Annotated in this window: 11 protein-coding genes; all 11 read left to right on the top strand. The window is 44.6% G+C overall.

All coding sequences use genetic code 11. The annotated features are described in order from the left end of the window. Window positions 1-16: 16 nt before the first annotated feature. Complete coding sequence (locus tag DUL71_RS04795) at window positions 17-3,004, top strand: SusC/RagA family TonB-linked outer membrane protein (RefSeq protein WP_114936979.1); 2,988 nt, start codon at window positions 17-19, stop codon at window positions 3,002-3,004. 19 nt (window positions 3,005-3,023) lie between these two features. After that, complete coding sequence (locus tag DUL71_RS04800; protein ID WP_114936980.1) at window positions 3,024-4,646, top strand: RagB/SusD family nutrient uptake outer membrane protein; 1,623 nt, start codon at window positions 3,024-3,026, stop codon at window positions 4,644-4,646. Window positions 4,647-4,701: 55 nt separating this feature from the next. Further along, the gene (locus DUL71_RS04805; protein ID WP_114936981.1) at window positions 4,702-6,021 is read left to right on the top strand and encodes a BNR repeat-containing protein; all 1,320 of its coding nucleotides are present in this window, start codon (window positions 4,702-4,704) and stop codon (window positions 6,019-6,021) included. Between the two features lie 52 nt (window positions 6,022-6,073). Next, a complete protein-coding gene (locus DUL71_RS04810; RefSeq protein ID WP_114936982.1) occupies window positions 6,074-7,309 on the top strand; it encodes a DUF2264 domain-containing protein in 1,236 nt (411 codons plus the stop codon). A gap of 15 nt (window positions 7,310-7,324) precedes the next feature. Next, window positions 7,325-8,431 (top strand): glycoside hydrolase family 43 protein, encoded by a 1,107-nt coding sequence (locus DUL71_RS04815; RefSeq protein ID WP_114936983.1) that lies wholly within the window; start codon window positions 7,325-7,327, stop codon window positions 8,429-8,431. A 1-nt stretch (window position 8,432) separates the two neighbouring features. After that, the gene (locus DUL71_RS04820; protein WP_244228701.1) at window positions 8,433-10,286 is read left to right on the top strand and encodes a glycoside hydrolase family 2 protein; all 1,854 of its coding nucleotides are present in this window, start codon (window positions 8,433-8,435) and stop codon (window positions 10,284-10,286) included. Window positions 10,287-10,295: 9 nt separating this feature from the next. Continuing rightward, the gene (locus tag DUL71_RS04825; RefSeq protein WP_114936985.1) at window positions 10,296-12,125 is read left to right on the top strand and encodes a glycoside hydrolase family 35 protein; all 1,830 of its coding nucleotides are present in this window, start codon (window positions 10,296-10,298) and stop codon (window positions 12,123-12,125) included. A gap of 10 nt (window positions 12,126-12,135) precedes the next feature. Further along, window positions 12,136-12,450 carry an L-rhamnose mutarotase gene (rhaM, locus tag DUL71_RS04830; protein WP_114936986.1) on the top strand — a complete coding sequence of 105 codons (315 nt, stop codon included), beginning with the start codon at window positions 12,136-12,138 and terminating at the stop codon, window positions 12,448-12,450. 233 nt (window positions 12,451-12,683) lie between these two features. Further along, a complete protein-coding gene (locus tag DUL71_RS04835; RefSeq protein ID WP_114936987.1) occupies window positions 12,684-13,250 on the top strand; it encodes an RNA polymerase sigma factor in 567 nt (188 codons plus the stop codon). 65 nt (window positions 13,251-13,315) lie between these two features. Further along, a complete protein-coding gene (locus tag DUL71_RS04840; RefSeq protein WP_161964374.1) occupies window positions 13,316-14,347 on the top strand; it encodes a FecR family protein in 1,032 nt (343 codons plus the stop codon). 110 nt (window positions 14,348-14,457) lie between these two features. Beyond that, a complete protein-coding gene (locus DUL71_RS04845; RefSeq protein ID WP_114936989.1) occupies window positions 14,458-17,910 on the top strand; it encodes a SusC/RagA family TonB-linked outer membrane protein in 3,453 nt (1,150 codons plus the stop codon). The last annotated feature ends 1 nt before the right edge of the window (window position 17,911 follow it).

Here is a 17,911-nt window from a genome sequence, read left to right on the forward strand (position 1 = left end):
ATAAACCAATTAAATTATGAAATATAGATTTACTCTCTTAAACAGTTTTTCCGTATTGCTTGCGATAATAATGCTGATGGGCATTACCCTACCGGCCAAGGCGCAAACAAAAATTAATGTAAAAGGCGTTGTAAAAGACGCTACCGGCAACGTACTCCCGGGTGCAACAGTAAACATTCAGGGTACAAGCCAGTCAACCACAACAGATGTTAACGGTGCCTTTAAAATTGAAGTTGCCGAAGGATCCACATTAAAGATCTCATTTGTTAGCATGGTTGCCAAAACCATTGTGGTTACTAAAAATACAACCACGTTGAGCATCGTACTTGAGGATAGCAACAAGCAACTTAACGAGGTAGTGGTGGTAGGTTACGGCACGCAAAAACGGTCGGATGTTACGGGCGCTGTAGTGTCTGTACCTAAAGCCCGTTTATCGCAGTTACCGGTAACCAACGTGTTGCAGGCTTTAGAAGGTGCTGTAGCGGGTGTAAATATCACAACTACATCATCGGTACCAGGAGCTCAGCCTTCATCTATCGTGAGGGGGCAAAACTCAATCAACGCGGGTACAGGTCCGTATATCGTTGTTGACGGAATTCCGCTTAGCAAAAGTGGTGGCTCGTTAAATGATATCAACCCAAATGATATCGCGTCGATGGAGGTGCTTAAAGATGCATCGGCTGTGGCCATTTATGGTACAAACGGCTCAAATGGTGTAATCCTCATCACTACCAAAAGAGGTAATGGTGGCAAACCGGTTATCCGTTATAACGCATATGCCGGTGTAGAAAACATAGCGCATATGCTTGAACCGCGTGACCCTGCCGCATATATCCAAAAATATGCCGACTACATGTCGCAAACCGGCCAAAAGCAAACAAGCCCGGTACCTAACTATACCGAATTGCCAAACTATACCGCAGGCAAAACTATAGACTGGGTAAAGGAAGTTACGCAAACCGGCGTTATCCAGGATCACAACCTGAGCATATCAGGCGGCAGCCCCGATACTAAATACTATGTATCCGGCGATTATCTGAAACAAAAGGGTGTGGTAAAAGGCTACCAATACAACAGGGTAAGTATCCGTTCAAACCTGGATATTAACGTAACCAACTTTTTAACGGTGGGTATGTCATCTTACTTCGCCAACAATAACTATGATGGCGGCCGCGCTAACCTGTTAAACGCTACCGCGATGAGCCCTTATGGTAACGAATATAATGCCGATGGTACTTATACTATTTACCCAATGGCGCCTGAGCAGTTATATGTTAACCCTTTATTAGGCTTAACCACCGATCAGATAAACCGCAGTGTAAACCTTAACGGTAATGGCTATGCCGAAGTGAAATTTGGTGGTGTTTTAAAAGGATTAAAATATCGTTTAAACGCGGGCTACACCTACCTGCCTACAAGGGTTGATAGCTACAGCGGCCGTTTGGCCAATACTCCGCTCGGCAGCGCAAGCGCGGCAAGTTCTGAAACTAATACTTACACTATCGAAAACCTGTTGTACTACAACCGTGATTTTGGTAAGCACCACTTAGATTTCACGGGCTTATATAGTGCACAACGCCGCAGGTATTTTACATCAACAGCGGCCGCAACTGGCTTTGTTAACGATGAGCTTTCATTCAATAACCTGGGTGCAGGTGCCACACAAACCGCGTCATCATATTCAGACAGGTACGCGTTAAACTCGCAAATGGGCCGTGTTAATTACTCGTATGCAGGCAAATACCTGGTTACTGTTACCGCCCGCCGCGATGGTTCATCGGTGTTTGGTGCAAATACCACCAAGTATGGCGTATTCCCTTCAGCTGCATTGGGCTGGAATATCGACCAGGAAAGCTTCCTGAAAAACTCAAAGATCGTTAACAGCTTAAAACTCCGCGGTTCTTACGGTAAAACCGGTAACGAAGCGATCAGTGTTTATCAAACTATTACTACTGATGGTACAGTACGTTCACCGTTCAACGGTGTAAGCATGATTGGCGTACAGGCCAGCAACTTAGGTAATGCTAACTTGCATTGGGAAACCACTACAGGAGCAAACGTTGGTGTTGATTTCGCTTTGCTGGGCAGCCGTATTAATGGTTCGGTTGATGCTTACAGCACCCGCACTTCAGGTTTGTTGTTAAAAAGGAGCCTGCCGCTTATAACTGGTTATTCAAACGTGTGGGATAATATAGGTAAAGTAGCCAACAAGGGTTTAGAGGTTAACCTGAATACCCGCAACATTGACGGTAAAAATTTCCGTTGGGAATCAAACATCGTTTACGCGCTTAACCGCAACAAAATTGTAAGTCTGTACGGCGATGGAAAAGATGATTTAGGCAACCGCTGGTTTATAGGTAAACCGATTGGCGTAATTTATGATTACAAAATGACCGGTGTTTGGCAAACAGGGGAAGATGCTTCCAAACAAGATCCGGGAGCTAAGCCAGGCGATCTTAAATTTGCCGACATCAATGGCGATGGCAAAATTACCGCTGATGGCGATCGCGTGATACAAGGTCAAACTACACCAAAATGGACAGGCGGTATCACCAATACTTTCCATTACAAGCAATTTAACCTGAGCATATTTATTCAAACAGCGCAAGGTATGATGCGCAATAACGCCGATTTGAACTATGCCGATGAATCGGGCAGAAGGAATACACCTGCCGAAATAGGTTACTGGACACCAACCAACAACAATAATTCATTCCAATCGCTGGCTTACACCAACACCCGTGGTTACGGATACCCGCGCGATGCAAGCTATACCCGCATCAAGGATGTAACCTTTAGTTATGTAGTAGGACAAAACCTTCTGGATAAGCTGCACCTAAACGGCTTAACATTTTATGCAAGCGGCCGTAACCTGCACACTTTCACCAAGTGGATTGGCTGGGATCCTGAAAATAGCTACTCAACCAGGGGTTCAGGCGATTGGACCAACAACTATCCTGTAACGCGCACTTTTGTTTTTGGCGCTAATATCTCATTAAAATAAACTGATAAAACATAAACACATGAAAAAGTATTCAATCATATTGGTTTCCATATCAGTGCTTATTACCGCGTTTGCTTCCTGCAAAAAGTCATATCTGGACGAAAAACCATATTCATCATATACTCCGCTAACCCTTAATGATTCATTGGGTTTTGAGGCTGCGGCAGTAGGTCTTTATAACTATGAAAGCACCATTTTAACCTACTCAAGCGCACAAGGCTGGCCAAGTGTTTGGCAGGTAGGTACCGATGTGGCCAACGCTACTGCCAACCAGCAAGGTATTGAAGTGCCTTACTACAACTACGCCCAGCTTACTTCAACAGATGGTGCTGCTTCATACATCTGGGGTAAATATTATTCACTCATCAATAATGCTAACATCATTATTGCTTCGGTTGAAGATCCTTCAAACACCAAGCTTGGCGCAAAAGGCAAAAGTGCGATTGATGCCGAGGCCAAGTTTTTCAGGGCTTATGCTTATAACAACCTGGTAACCTTGTTTGGCAAGGTTCCGTTGGTTACAGCACCGCTTACAGCACCAAAAACAAATTTTACGCGTGCATCAATTGATGATGTAAATAGCCTGATCGTAAGCGATCTTACCTACGCAAATACCAACCTTTCTGATCTGAACGCGGGGACTTCAAAGTTAAATGCGCAAGGCAAGCCAGTTGGGCGTGCAAATAAGTATATGTCTATGCAGCTTTTGGCCGAGGTATATTTACGTATGGGTAAAAATGACCTTGCCGAGCAACAGGCTCAGGCTGTTATCACCAGCGGTAAATTCAGCTTAATCAAAGCTCGCTATGGTGTAAGGGCAGGTGGCACCGGCGACTACTATTCAGATATGTTTGTTTACGGTAATGAGAGACGTGCACAAGGCAACTCCGAAGCCATCTGGGTATTGGAACAGGAAAACCCAAGCTCGGTAGTTGGTGGTAATACCGATAATGCCCAGCAACGCAGGGTGTGGGGTGCTGCTTACTATAACATTGCGGGCATGACAATTTGCGATTCGTTAGGCGGTCGTGGTATTGCCAGGCTTAGGTTAAGCAACTGGGTTTTGTATGGCTTATATCCAAATGGCGACATGCGTAACTCGCAATACAGCATCAAAAGACGTTACTACTATAATGATCCAACAAACGCCAAATATGGCCAAATGGTTCCGTTTACTGGTCCGGACACTTTATATAAGATCTGTCCAAGCACTACTAAATGGGGCGCCTTTGATCCTAACGACACATTTGGCTATGCTATGATCAAAGATTTTATCATGATGCGTTTAGGCGAAACTTACCTGCTGCTTGCCGAAGCGCAGGTTAAACAAGGGAAAACTGCAGATGCTGCTGCATCGATCAATGTACTGAGAACGCGGGCTAATGCACCACAGGTAACTGCAGATCAGATGACGCTTAATTTTGTGTTAGATGAACGTGCAAGGGAGCTTATCGGTGAGGAAAACCGCCGCCAAACCCTGATGCGTACCGGAACCCTGGTTGAGCGCTCATTGCGCCTTAACTCTGGCGATGCACAACATCCTACAACCGGTTTGGCCGATAAAAATATGTTGCTGCCTATTCCGTTATCTGAAATTCAGTTAAATAAAGATGCTGTACTGGAGCAAAATCCGGGTTATTAATTAAAACACAAATAAAAAGTAAGGGCAGTATGTATTGCCCTTACTTTTACTATTTATGAAGCCATACCTTTTTAAATCGCTGCTTTTTATCTGTATCCTGTTTGGAGGTACCGTCACTGCATCTGCTCAAACAGAAAAAGTTACCACCAGCATAATAGGGCCCGGGTGGGCGAATAACTCGGTTAATACGGTTGTATTCCGCAAAAACTCGCTTGTTACTTTTAAGGGCGAACAATATGCCGCGTATTATAACAACGACCAGGTATTGGTATTGGCTAAAAGAAAAAGCGGTTCGGCTAACTGGCAAACTGTTACAACTCAATATAAGGCCGATGCTGCCGATGCCCATAAGGATATCAGCATTATGGTAGATGGCGCGGGCTATTTGCATGTGGCCTGGGGGCATCATAATCAGACCTTGAATTATGCTAAAAGCATTAAGCCCGGCAGCCTTATTTTATCGGCACAACAAAACATGACAGGCATTGCCGAAAACAAGGTGAGTTATCCCGAGTTTTACCGTTTACCTAATGGTGATCTGTTGTTTGTTTACCGCGATGGCGGTTCGGGAAATGGCAACTTGGTGATGAACAGGTATAGCATAGCTTCTCAAAAATGGGTTAACATACAGCAAAACCTAATTGATGGCGAAGGTAAGCGCAATGCCTACTGGCAAATGTGTATCGATAAAAAAGGAACTATCCATATTTCATGGGTGTGGCGCGAAACACCGGATGTGGCAAGTAATCATGATATGTGCTATGCCCGCTCAAGCGATGGCGGTTTAACCTGGGAAAAATCCACAGGCGAAAAATATATGCTCCCGATTAATGCAGCCAATGCAGAATATGCCTGCAGAATACCACAGCACAGCGAGCTCATCAATCAAACATCTATGTTTGCCGATGATCAGGGTAACCCATTCATTGCTACTTACTGGCGCGATAGCAGTACTACGATACCTCAGTATCATATGGTTTATAAAATAGGCGATAGCTGGCAATCGGCAAGCCTTGGTTTTAGGAAAACAGCATTCAGTCTTGGCGGTACAGGCACCAAACGGATCCCGATATCGCGCCCGCAAATTATTGCCTGGAATAAAGGAGGCAAGCAGTTAGCCACCATTATTTTCAGAGATACCGAACGTGGCGATAAAGTTTCTGTAGCTGTAAATAAAGACCTTAAAAGTGGAAACTGGCAGGTTAGTGATTTAAGTTCCGAATCAGTGGGGGAGTGGGAACCAACTTACGACACCGAACTATGGAAAGATAAAAAATTTCTGAGCCTGTTTGTGCAAAAGGTGACCCAGATTGATGGTGAAGGGAAGGCCAGCATACCGCCCACTAATGTGCAGGTATTGGAATGGAAACCTTGAAGATTAATTACTAAGCTTAATATTGATAAAACGCAACTGAAAAATAGTCCGGATGAAAAAGCTCATAATTTACTTTTTACTACTAAGCATCCCGTTTTGTGCATCGGCTCAAAGCAAAAAAAACGCTTCCAAATTATCTGACAGAAAATTGTGGTTAAGCTACATGGATAAGGTAGCCCGCCCGGTGATCAGCAACCTTGCTGCCGATCAGCTTAAGGAAAAAATGCCCATGCAGTTATCCGATAGGGTCGACAATAAAGAAAGCCGGGCAAAAGTGGGTTATTTGGAGGCTTTTGGTCGCACATTAAGTGGCATAGCACCCTGGTTACAATTGGAAGGTGGGGATGCTGCCGAAGTGAAGCTTCGTGAGCAATACAGGGAATGGTCGTTAAAGGCCATCGCTAACGCGGTTAATCCGCAGGCGAAAGATTACCTGCAGTGGAAGGGCGGGCAGCCGTTGGTTGACGCTTCATTTGTAGCCTTTGCACTGGTAAGGAGCCCCTGGTTGTGGGAGCACCTTGATGAAACTACCAAAAAACAGGTTGTCGAGGTAATGAAAGCTACCCGCGAAACTGTTCCGGTTTACTCCAACTGGATCTTGTTTTCAGGGATGATAGAGGCTTTTTTTTGCAAGTATGACCTGGGTTATGATCCGGTGAGGGTTGAATTTGGGATCCGCGAATTTACCGAGCACTGGTATGTTGGCGACGGCATGTATTCGGATGGTATGAGCTTTCATCTTGATTATTACAACAGTATTGTGATTCACCCAAATCTGAGCACCATTCTGGAAGAAGTTAATGCAAAAAGGAAAAACTATACACGTGAATTGCAGCGCGAGTTAGCCGTAGGCCAGCGTTATGCCGAAGTACTCGAGCGTCTTATTAATACAGATGGCAGTTACCCTGCCATTGGTCGCTCAATAGTTTATCGTGGCGGCGCTTTTCATCATTTAGCCAATATCGCCTACAAAAAACAATTACCTGAAAGCCTTAAACCTGCGCAGGTAAGGTGCGCGCTGACAGCCATGATCAAAAAAACATTAGGCGCGCCACAAACTTTTACTGCCGATGGTTGGCTTAATATGGGTTTATATGGCAAACAGCCCGGGCTGGCCGATTTTTATATCACAACCGGCAGCCTGTATTTCTGCGCTAACGCTTTTGTTCCATTGGGCTTGCCCGAAACAGACCCGTTCTGGGCCGACGCCGATGAACCATGGACAGCTGTAAAAATCTGGAGCGGACAGGATGCACCTGCCGATCATGCACTTGATATCAGAAAATAACACAAACATCTTTATATGAAATACTATCGCTTTTTATTACCGGCCTTTTTGCTGCTTAGCATCATTGGCCGCGCGCAAACCAAACTAAGCAGTTTTAGTCCGGGCGCTATCTGGCCAGATGATAAAGGGGTACACATTAATGCGCATGGTGGCGGCATACTATATAATAATGGGGTTTATTATTGGTTTGGCGAACACAAGATTGCAGGCGATGCCGGTAACCGGGCAATGGTTGGGGTTCATTGCTACTCGTCAAAAGATCTGTACAACTGGAAGGATGAAGGGATCTCGCTGAGTGTTTCGCCGGATACCACTAATGATATTGCCAAAGGCTGCATTTTGGAACGACCGAAGGTTGTTTACAATAAAAAAACTAAAAAATATGTGATGTGGTTTCACCTGGAGCTATTGGGCAAAGGTTACAGCGCTGCCCGTGCGGGAGTTGCCGTAAGTGATAAGGTGACCGGCCCATATAAATTTATAAAAAGCTATCGCCCAAATCCGGGGCAGATGCCGTTTTACCCGGCGCTTACTCCCGAGGCCGATAAAGAGAACTGCGTTAATCCGGCTAATAAAAGCGATGGCTTCTTTTGCCGCGATTTACCGGGCGGCCAAATGGCCCGCGATATGACTGTTTTTGTTGATGACGATGGCAAAGCTTACCATGTTTTCTCATCAGAAGAAAATTTTACGCTTGATTTGGCAGAACTTACACCAGATTATACTGGTCACACCGGTAAGTTTATCCGCATATACATCGGTCATCAAACCGAAGCGCCAGCCTTGTTTAAACGCAACGGAATTTATTACATGATTGGTTCGGGTTGTACAGGATGGGCACCTAATGCTGCCCGCTGGTTCAGCGCCAAATCAATCTGGGGGCCATGGACTTATCACGGAAATCCATGCCAGGGGCCGGATAGCCAAATCACTTATGGTGGGCAAAGTACCCATGTATTACCTGTGGCCGGTAAAAAAGATGCTTTCATATTTATAGCCGACAAATGGACTCCTAAAGATGCTATTGACGGCCGTTACCTGTGGTTGCCTATCAACTTTAAGGGAAACGATATTGAAATAAACTGGACAGACAACTGGAACCTGGATGTATTTAAGAAATAACATGCGAAATTTCATAAGCTTATGTTGCCTGCTGTTCATTACCGGTAAGGTAGCCGCGCAGGACAGCCTGATCACCAATATTCAAAGTCGTAAATCGCTTGATTTGAATGGTATATGGCAATACATTGTCGATCCGTACGAAACCGGTTTTTATGATTACCGTTACAAGGAGCTTAACGAGAAGAACGGCGATGCCTACTGGAACAGCGGAATCCCGGCCAACAAGTCGGAGAAAAAGGAGCACGGTTACATTGACAAGTATAGTATTGATGTGCCCGGCGACTGGAACCATCAAAAGCCCGAGTTTACTTATTACGAGGGTACTATCTGGTACAAAAAAACATTTGACTATGCTAAGCCGGCAAATGACGCCAAACAGTACATCTATTTCGGTGCCGTAAATTATCGTGCCGATGTGTACCTGAATGGCAAAAAGCTTGGGATGCACAAAGGTGGTTTTACACCTTTTAACTTCGAAGTACCGGCCGGGCTACTTAAGGACAAAGATAATTTGCTGGTAGTTAAGGTTGATAATAAACGCTACGCTGATGAAGTGCCTACCCTTAATACCGACTGGTGGAACTATGGCGGCATTACTCGCGATGTAAAACTGGTTGAGGTGCCGGCAACTTATATCCGCGATTTTGTAATCCAGCTTAAAAAGCCTGTTAATGGTCAGGCAATTGGTAAACAGCCAGAAGTTAGCGGATGGGTTAAATTAAACGATATCCCGGCATCTGCTCAAAATATTACGATACAAATACCCGAGCTTAAGTTTAGTAAGCAGTTTGCTGTTACAGGCGCGCTTACCCAGCTGAGTTTTAAATTACCCAAGGTGCAGCTATGGTCGCCGGAAACGCCTAAGCTATATAAGGTTATTGTAAGCACCGGTGCCGATAAAACAGAAGATAAAATAGGGTTCCGCACTATTGAGGCTCGTGGGCCACAGTTGTTGTTAAACGGCAAGCCCGTGTTTTTGCGGGGGATCTGCATCCACGGAGAAATACCGCAGGAAGTAAGAAGAGCTTACAGTCAGCAGGATGCCGAACAATTGTTAAATCAGGCGCACGAACTGGGCTGCAATATGGTCAGGCTGGCACATTATCCGCACGATGAAAAAATAACCCGCCTGGCCGATTCACTGGGGATTATGGTTTGGTCGGAGATCCCGGTTTACTGGACTATTGACTTTGGCAATGCCGCGGTGCTTGAAAAGGCAAAAGCTCAGCTCAATGAAATGATCACCCGCGATCATAACCGTGCCAGTATTATTATCTGGTCAGTAGGGAACGAAACGCCTGTTAGCCCTACGCGCACCAATTTTATGCATAACTTGATTATCAGGGCCAAACAACTGGATGGTACGCGCCTGGTATCGGCAGCGCTCGAGGTAAACTACAGCTCAGGTAAGGATGTGAATGTGGTAGATGACCCGCTGGGTGAATTTGTTGACCTTGTTGCCTTTAACGAATATCTTGGCTGGTATGGCGGTTCGCCTGATAAATGCCGTACCACAAACTGGAGCACGCCGTATAACAAACCGCTGTTTATCAGCGAAACCGGAGCAGAGGCAAAAACCGGTTTTCATGCCGATTCATTAACCCGTTTCAGCGAGGAATACCAGGAATGGTATTTTAAAGAGCAGGTGGCCATGTTTAAACGGATGCCTGCAAATTTTGTAGGCTTATCGCCATGGGTAATGGCCGATTTCCGGTCGCCGAAACGTAATAATCCGCTTTACCAGGAAGGCTGGAACCGTAAGGGGCTATATGATGATAAAGGCAACAAAAAGAAAGCATTTTATATTCTTCAAAACTATTACAAACAAAAAAGCGCGGAAGCGCTGAACCGATAGCGAATCGCGATGAAAAAATCTATTTTATCATTTTTAACACTATTTTTTAGTCTGAGCATAACCGGTTTTTGCCAAACACCTAAACATACATTCGCGCTTGGCGATGAAGCCTTTCTGCTGGATGGGAAACCATTCCAGATGATCTCCGGCGAAATGCATTATCCCCGGGTACCGCGCGAAGCCTGGCGCGCACGCATGAAAATGGCTAAGGCAATGGGTTTAAATACCATTGGCACTTATGTGTTCTGGAACCTGCACGAGCCGCAAAAAGGCAAGTTTGATTTTACCGGTAATAATGATGTGGCCGAATTTGTGCGCATAGCCCAACAGGAAGGCCTATGGGTAATACTTCGCCCAAGCCCGTATGTATGCGCGGAGTGGGAGTTTGGGGGATATCCTTACTGGCTGCAGAATGAAAAAGGCCTTGAAGTACGTAGTAAAGAAGCACAATATCTTAAGGAGTATCAAAGCTATATTAAAGAGGTTGGCAAGCAATTGGCCCCGCTGCAGATAAATCATGGCGGTAACATTCTGATGGTGCAAATTGAGAACGAGTACGGCTCTTACGGTAGTGATAAGGAATACCTCGCCATTAACCAGAAATTCTTCAAAGAAGCCGGTTTTGATGGCCTACTGTACACCTGCGATCCTGCCCCGGATCTGGTAAACGGGCATCTACCAGGATTACTGCCAGCTGTTAACGGTCTGGATGATCCTGCTAAAGTAAAAAAGATCATCAATGAAAATCACGGTGGAAAAGGCCCTTATTATATAGCCGAATGGTATCCGGCCTGGTTTGATTGGTGGGGAACTGCCCATCACACCGTTCCGGCCGAACGTTATGCAGGCCGGCTTGATTCTGTACTGGCTGCGGGTATCTCCATTAACATGTATATGTTTCACGGGGGCACCACCCGCGCGTTTATGAATGGCGCCAATTTTAAGGATACTTCGCCATATGAACCGCAGACAAGCAGTTATGATTATGATGCCCCTTTAGATGAGGCGGGGAATGCTACACCAAAGTTCATGCAGTTCAGGCAGGCAATTCAAAAGCATTTACCCGCTGGCACGCAACTGCCCGAGGTACCTGCGGCTAAACCAACCATCGTGATACCTGCCTTTAAATTAACACAATCTGTAAGTTTATTAAATACCTTATCGGCAGCTAAAGAAAACAGTAGTCCGCTTACTTTTGAAGATCTGCACCAGGACTACGGTTTTGTATTGTACCGGACTGTTTTAAACGGAAGCAAAAGCGGGCAGCTTAAACTTAAAGAGCTTAGGGACTATGCTGTGATCATGATAAACGGTAAAAAAATGGGCACGCTCGACCGCAGGTTTAACCAGGATAGCCTGTATTTAAAATTACCTGCCGGCAAAGTAACGCTTGATATTTTGGTAGAAAATCTGGGCCGCATCAATTTTGGTAAGTATCTTTTGCAAAATAAAAAAGGTATTACAGAAAAAGTGCTTTTAAATGGAACCGAATTACAGCACTGGAAAATGTACTCATTGCCGTTTCATGATTTAAGCGCGGTTAAATTCTCTGCCGCGAAGCAAAATACGCAATCGCCGGTTGTCAGGAAAGGCGGATTTACGCTGGATAAAGTGGGCGATACCTATCTTAATATGAGCAATTGGGGTAAGGGTGTAGTATGGGTAAATGGTCATAACCTGGGCAGGTACTGGAGCGTTGGTCCGCAGCAAACTTTATACCTGCCGGTTGAGTGGTTAAAGAAAGGTTATAATAATGTTGAGGTACTTGAGTTGTTAAAACCCGAAGTAAATCAGTTATCAGGATTAGATAAACCGGTATTAGATAAATTAAACCCATAATATCATTACCATGGCGAGAGTAGCGTTTAAAATGAAACTTCACGAAGGTAAAGCGGCTGAATATAAAGCCCGGCACGATGCCATCTGGCCCGAGTTAAGTAGCTTGCTTAAGGATGTTGGAGTAAGCAATTATTCTATTTTTTTAGATGAAGATACGCACCTGCTTTTTGGGGTGATGGACGTTGAAGATGAGCAAGCCCTTGACCATTTACCGGATAGTCCGATAATGAAAAAATGGTGGTTTTATATGGCCGATATTATGGATACCAATCCTGATCATTCGCCAGTTAGTATGCCTTTAAAAGAAGTGTTTTTCCTGTCATAGCGTAACAATGTTGCCCATGGAATAGCTGTTGTACAAACTGTTCGAAAACAAAAAAAGTCATTAACGTCCCCTCAGGGTCTCTCGCAGAGGACCCTGAGGTATACGCCACGCCGATTCGCCGTTCCTCACAATGATGCTTTATATTATATTAAAAGCCATTTCTGTTGTTTTGTCTTCTCTTAACATTATCCTAACATGGCAGTCTTACATTTGAGCCAAAACAACTCTTTGGCATGTATCCTGCACTTACTGATGAAGCGTTGATGGGGCTTCTACAACAAAGCGATCCCGTTGCCCTTGAAACACTTTTTAATCGTTATTACAAAACTTTATGCCAGCTATGCACGGTGTACACTAAAGATTATACCGTTGCTGAAGAGATCACCGCCAATCTTTTCATCAAACTTTGGGATAACCGCGATACCGCCATTCTTAATGTTAAGAGTTACCTGTTTGTTGCCGCAAAAAACCTCTCCCTAAATCATATTCAAAAGAAGAAGGACCCGGTACATTCCATCGAGGATCTCAATCTTCAGGACTATGTATTAAAGGATAGGGATAATCCATTCAAAATCCTTTCGGGCCGCGAATCGTACAATAAAATTTTAAGCCTGATTGATACCCTGCCAGCCAGCCAGAGGCAGGTGCTGCTCATGAGCCGGATAGATAGCCTCGACAAAAACGAAATAGCCAAAGTGCTGGGTATTTCTGTGCGCACGGTTGAAACTACGCTTTACCAATCAATCAAGAAACTTCGTCAGCTGTTAAAAGGGCAGCATAATTTCACTTCTGAGGGTTAATGATTTCTTAATGTAAACTTAACTCATTTCGCTACGTATCGGCTACGTAAAATCGGTCTTTAAGTTTGGAGACAGATTTAATGGAAGATAATAGCTATCGCTTAATAGTTGAATATTTTGAAAAGACCATCAGCGATGATGGCTTAACGCAGTTACAGGAGTGGATTGAGGAAAGCCCGGAAAATCTTGCCCAGTTCAGCGAAACCATCCAGATCCTGGAAGCATCTAAAGCATACTTTAAACAGCCCGAGCATACCGAAAGCAGCTGGGCTAAAATCAACGCGCATATAACCCAACCTCAGATATCTGCCAAAAAACAAACTCCTAAATTCAACTGGATAGCTTATGCTGCCGCTTGTCTGCTTATTTGTGCTACCGGCTGGTTTGGATACAGGTATTTTAATCAATCACCGGTTTTAGTCTATGAAGAGATCAGTAACGCCGATGGTAAGCATTCTAAAATAAAGCTGCCCGATGGCTCGATAGTTTACCTTGGTGGCGGCAGTAAATTTAAATACGCCAAAAACTTCGATGGCGAGAAACGCGATGTAACGCTTGATGGCGAAGCTTTTTTTGATGTTGTTCATAAAGCCAAACCCTTTGTAGTAAAAAGCGGTGATATCACTACCGTGGTATTGGGCACATCATTTAATGTAAGGGCCTATTTAGCCGAGCATAAGGTAGCGGTAACTGTACAAAGCGGTAAAGTTGGCGTAATGGCCAGCGTACACGGAAAACCTCAACTGGTTAAATACCTCGTGAAGGACGAGGAGATCAGTATCAATACCCAAAACGGGATCTACACTTTTAACAATACCGATGCATCCGCGGTAAGCGCGTGGATCAATAACGAATTTGTTTTTTACAATACAACTTACAGGGAGATAGCTGCTTCTCTTGAGCATCATTATGGTGTTAAGATCAGGTTTACAGAACAGGATCTTGGCAATGTGCGGCTTACTGCGAAATTAAGGGGAATGACATTGGTTGATGCCATGGAAACCTTAAGCGCGCTATCGGGATTGGGCTATACGCAAAAAGGCGATCAGCTATTTATTTCAAACAATAATCAAAAAGGAGGGAGTATAATGAAATAGTATTTACCCGGCTATTGGTAAAAGCCTGGACGTTGCTGGTAACAACCCCAGGCTTCAGAATTTTGACAATTTAAACTCACGGTTAGACAAGTATAAATTAAAGTAAATATATGAAAAAGTTATGGTTATTAACCATGCTGTTCTTTTTACAATTGCTTTTTGGCGGCATAAACGCTGAAGCTCAAACAGTAACAAACAAAAGGATCACCTTTGGTGCCGACGGCACTATGCTCAGGGATGCCTTTCAGCAAATTGAAAAATTAAGCGATATCTCTATCAGCTACAACAATAGCCTGCTTGATGATAAACGCAAAGTAAACATAACAAAAGCAGACCGCTCTTTAGGCGAAACTCTTGACCTGCTTTTAAAAGGTACTACCTGCACCTATAGGGCGGCAGGCGAACGTAATATCCTCATCATTGCAAAAACACAGGATAGGGGTAGCATTAAAGGGAAAGTGGTTGATGAAAAAGGGCAACCACTTCCCGGTGCTACTGTAAAGATACCCGGAGCAGGGGCCACCACTATTAGTGGAATTGATGGCTCATATACATTAAATGTTGTACAGGGTACCTATACGGTTGAAGCAAGCTTTATCTCATACGAAACCAAAAGGATTCAGAATGTTAGCGTCAGCTCAAATGCTAATACTACTTTAAGTATTACGCTTAACCCGGCCGATAACAAACTTAATGAGGTTGTAGTAACAGCGCTCGGTATAAAAAGGGAAGATAAAAGTTTGGGCTATTCCGCACCGGTTATTAAAGGCGATCAGCTAACCAACGCGCTTTCGGGCAACTGGACAGACGCTTTATCTGGCAAGGTAGCGGGTTTAAACCTGATCCGTTCAAACAGCGGCCCGGCGGGATCAAACAAAATCATTCTTCGTGGCGAAAGCAATCTTACAGGCGATAACGAAGCCCTGATAGTGGTTGACGGAGTGGTAATTAACCAGGGCAGCGGCAGGCGTACAAGCAATTCTGGCGAATCGGCCTATGGTACCAGCAGCGATAACATGCCTGCAGATTACGGCAGCAACCTGAATGATATTAACCCTGAAGATATTGAAACAGTAACCGTGTTGAAAGGCCCAGGTGCTGCAGCACTTTATGGTCAGCGTGGCGCCAACGGTGCTATTATCATCACCACAAAATCGGGTAAAAAGCATAGTGGTTTAGGTATTACCTTTAACTCAAACGCAAGTCTTGAAAGCGTAAACCGCTGGCCGGATCTTCAGTATGAATACGGACAAGGCACAGCCGGTTCCCGTTATTACTCTTTCGGTGCTGGTCCGGATGGAGCAAGCACCAGCGCAACAAGCTCTGCTTACGGCCCCAAATTTGATGGTCAGCTTTTTTATCAGCTTGATCCGGTTACCCAAAAGCAAGGCACAACACGTACGCCGTGGGTACCATACAAAAACCAGATCCGCGATTTTTTTGATGTAGGGCAAACTTTTACCAACTCGGTAAGCGTTGATGGCGGCAGCGATAAAACAACAGCGCGTTTCTCGGCAACAAATGTTACCAATCACTGGATAACCCCAAATACAGGTTATACCCGTAACAGTATCGCTTTATCGGTTAACTCAAAAATCAATGATAAGTTAACCATCAGCGCAAAAGTAAATTACAATAACAAAAACAGCGATAACTTACCCGGCGCGGGCTATGGTAACCAATCGCTGATGTACTGGTTTATTTTCTGGCAACCCAATGCCGATTTAAACTGGTTAAAAAACTATTGGAGAAACGGCCAGGAAGGTAAAACGATATTTTATCCTTTCAGCTCGTTCCCTGAAAACCCTTACGCCGTATCGTACGAGTTTATCAACAAATCAAACCGCAACTCGGTTACCGGTAACGTTGAGGCGCTTTACAATGTTACGAAAGAATTTAGTGTACAGGTACGTGCTACTTTAGATATGGGTTATGAGCAGCGTGCACAACAGCGCCCATATGACGCGGGTACCAAATACCCTAAAGGCTCATTCCGCACTCAAAATATTTATTCAGAAGAACAAGGTGCCGATTTCCTGTTGAAATACAACAAGAAAATAACCCATGATGTTAACATCACAGCAACAGCGGGTGGTAGTATGCTGCGCAATAATTACAACCGCGATGAGGTACGTGCCGACTCGCTGGTATACCCGGGTGTATATTCAATGGCTAACAATGCCGGGCCGCTGGTTACGCTACCATATAAATCAAAATATGCTATCAACAGCTTTTACGGCTTGTTATCTACATCATTTAAAGATTATTTGTATGTGGATTTAACAGCCCGCCAGGACTGGATCAGTACCTTGGCTACCGCAAATCGTACCGATCAGGTTGGGTTCTTTTATCCATCTGCAAGTATGAGCTTTTTGCCGTCTGAAGCATTTAAGCTGCCTAAATTTATTGATTATGCAAAAGTAAGGGCCTCACTTGCAGGCGTGGGCAGTGGTACAACAAACCCTTATCAAACAACATTTAATTATGTAACTGCAGGTAGCACCTATGCCGGCGGTCTGCAAAATCCACGTACACTTTCAAACCCTGATCTGAAACCATTACGCACAACAACACTTGAGGTTGGTGCCGAAATGAGAATGTTCAGCAATCGCTTAGGTTTTGATATTGCTTTATATACAGGTAATACTAAAAACCAGATCCTGAGCCGTACTGTCGATCAATCATCAGGTTATAGCCAGGCGGTTATTAACGTGGGTAGGGTAAACAACAAAGGTATCGAGATTTCATTGAACGGTACGCCTGTACGCAAAGCCAACGTATTTAGCTGGAATGTTACAGCTACATTCAGTGCCAATAAAAACACTATTGAACAGCTTGCCGATAGCGCTGTAGTATTGCGTAACGGGCCTACGGGCGGAGGCCAGATTGTGGCACGCGTGGGGGGCAGCATGGGCGATATGTATGGTCGCGGTTACCTGCGCTCACCTGACGGGCAAATTGTTTATGACGCGGCTACAGGTTTTGCCAAACTATCAGATAACCTGGTTTATTTGGGCAATACTATCCCTAAATGGAAAGCAAGCATGGGGCACGACTTCAGGTATAAGCAATTTAACCTGCACCTGTTGTTTGATGCGCAGGTTGGCGGCGTATCATACTCGCTATCAAACTACAAACTGGCCGAGCAGGGTAAGACAACGCTTACTTTACCGGGCAGGTACAATGGTATCATCGGTAAAGGTGTAATCCAAAATCCTGACGGGAGCTACAGGCCAAATGATGTTATAGCCACCGATATTGACGGTTATTACCGCTCGCACTATGGTATTGATAATGCCGAAGGCAATACGTTTTCAACCAACTTCCTGAAATTCCGCGAAGCAAGGTTTGATTATTCACTAAGTCCGCGTTTGGTTAAACGCCTTGGCTTACAGCGTGCTACTGTAGGTGTGTACGGTCGTGACCTGTACATCTGGACTAAGTGGCCAATCTTCGACCCTGAATTTGGTACACTTTCGGGCAGCGACATTGTACAGGGATTTGAGATAGCTCAGTTCCCGTCAACCCGCACATTTGGTTTTAACATAGTTATTGGCATTTAAT

It is taken from the genome of Mucilaginibacter endophyticus (assembly GCF_003351025.1).
Lineage (GTDB): Bacteria > Bacteroidota > Bacteroidia > Sphingobacteriales > Sphingobacteriaceae > Mucilaginibacter > Mucilaginibacter endophyticus.

What these genes read in the sequence shown, in the direction of transcription:
- DUL71_RS04795 (WP_114936979.1), top strand. Translation starts at nt 17, where the DNA reads ATGAAATATAGATTTACTCTCTTAAACAGTTTTTCCGTATTGCTTGCG.
- DUL71_RS04800 (WP_114936980.1), top strand. Translation starts at nt 3,024, where the DNA reads ATGAAAAAGTATTCAATCATATTGGTTTCCATATCAGTGCTTATTACC.
- DUL71_RS04805 (WP_114936981.1), top strand. Translation starts at nt 4,702, where the DNA reads ATGAAGCCATACCTTTTTAAATCGCTGCTTTTTATCTGTATCCTGTTT.
- DUL71_RS04810 (WP_114936982.1), top strand. Translation starts at nt 6,074, where the DNA reads ATGAAAAAGCTCATAATTTACTTTTTACTACTAAGCATCCCGTTTTGT.
- DUL71_RS04815 (WP_114936983.1), top strand. Translation starts at nt 7,325, where the DNA reads ATGAAATACTATCGCTTTTTATTACCGGCCTTTTTGCTGCTTAGCATC.
- DUL71_RS04820 (WP_244228701.1), top strand. Translation starts at nt 8,433, where the DNA reads ATGCGAAATTTCATAAGCTTATGTTGCCTGCTGTTCATTACCGGTAAG.
- DUL71_RS04825 (WP_114936985.1), top strand. Translation starts at nt 10,296, where the DNA reads ATGAAAAAATCTATTTTATCATTTTTAACACTATTTTTTAGTCTGAGC.
- rhaM (WP_114936986.1), top strand. Translation starts at nt 12,136, where the DNA reads ATGGCGAGAGTAGCGTTTAAAATGAAACTTCACGAAGGTAAAGCGGCT.
- DUL71_RS04835 (WP_114936987.1), top strand. Translation starts at nt 12,684, where the DNA reads ATGTATCCTGCACTTACTGATGAAGCGTTGATGGGGCTTCTACAACAA.
- DUL71_RS04845 (WP_114936989.1), top strand. Translation starts at nt 14,458, where the DNA reads ATGAAAAAGTTATGGTTATTAACCATGCTGTTCTTTTTACAATTGCTT.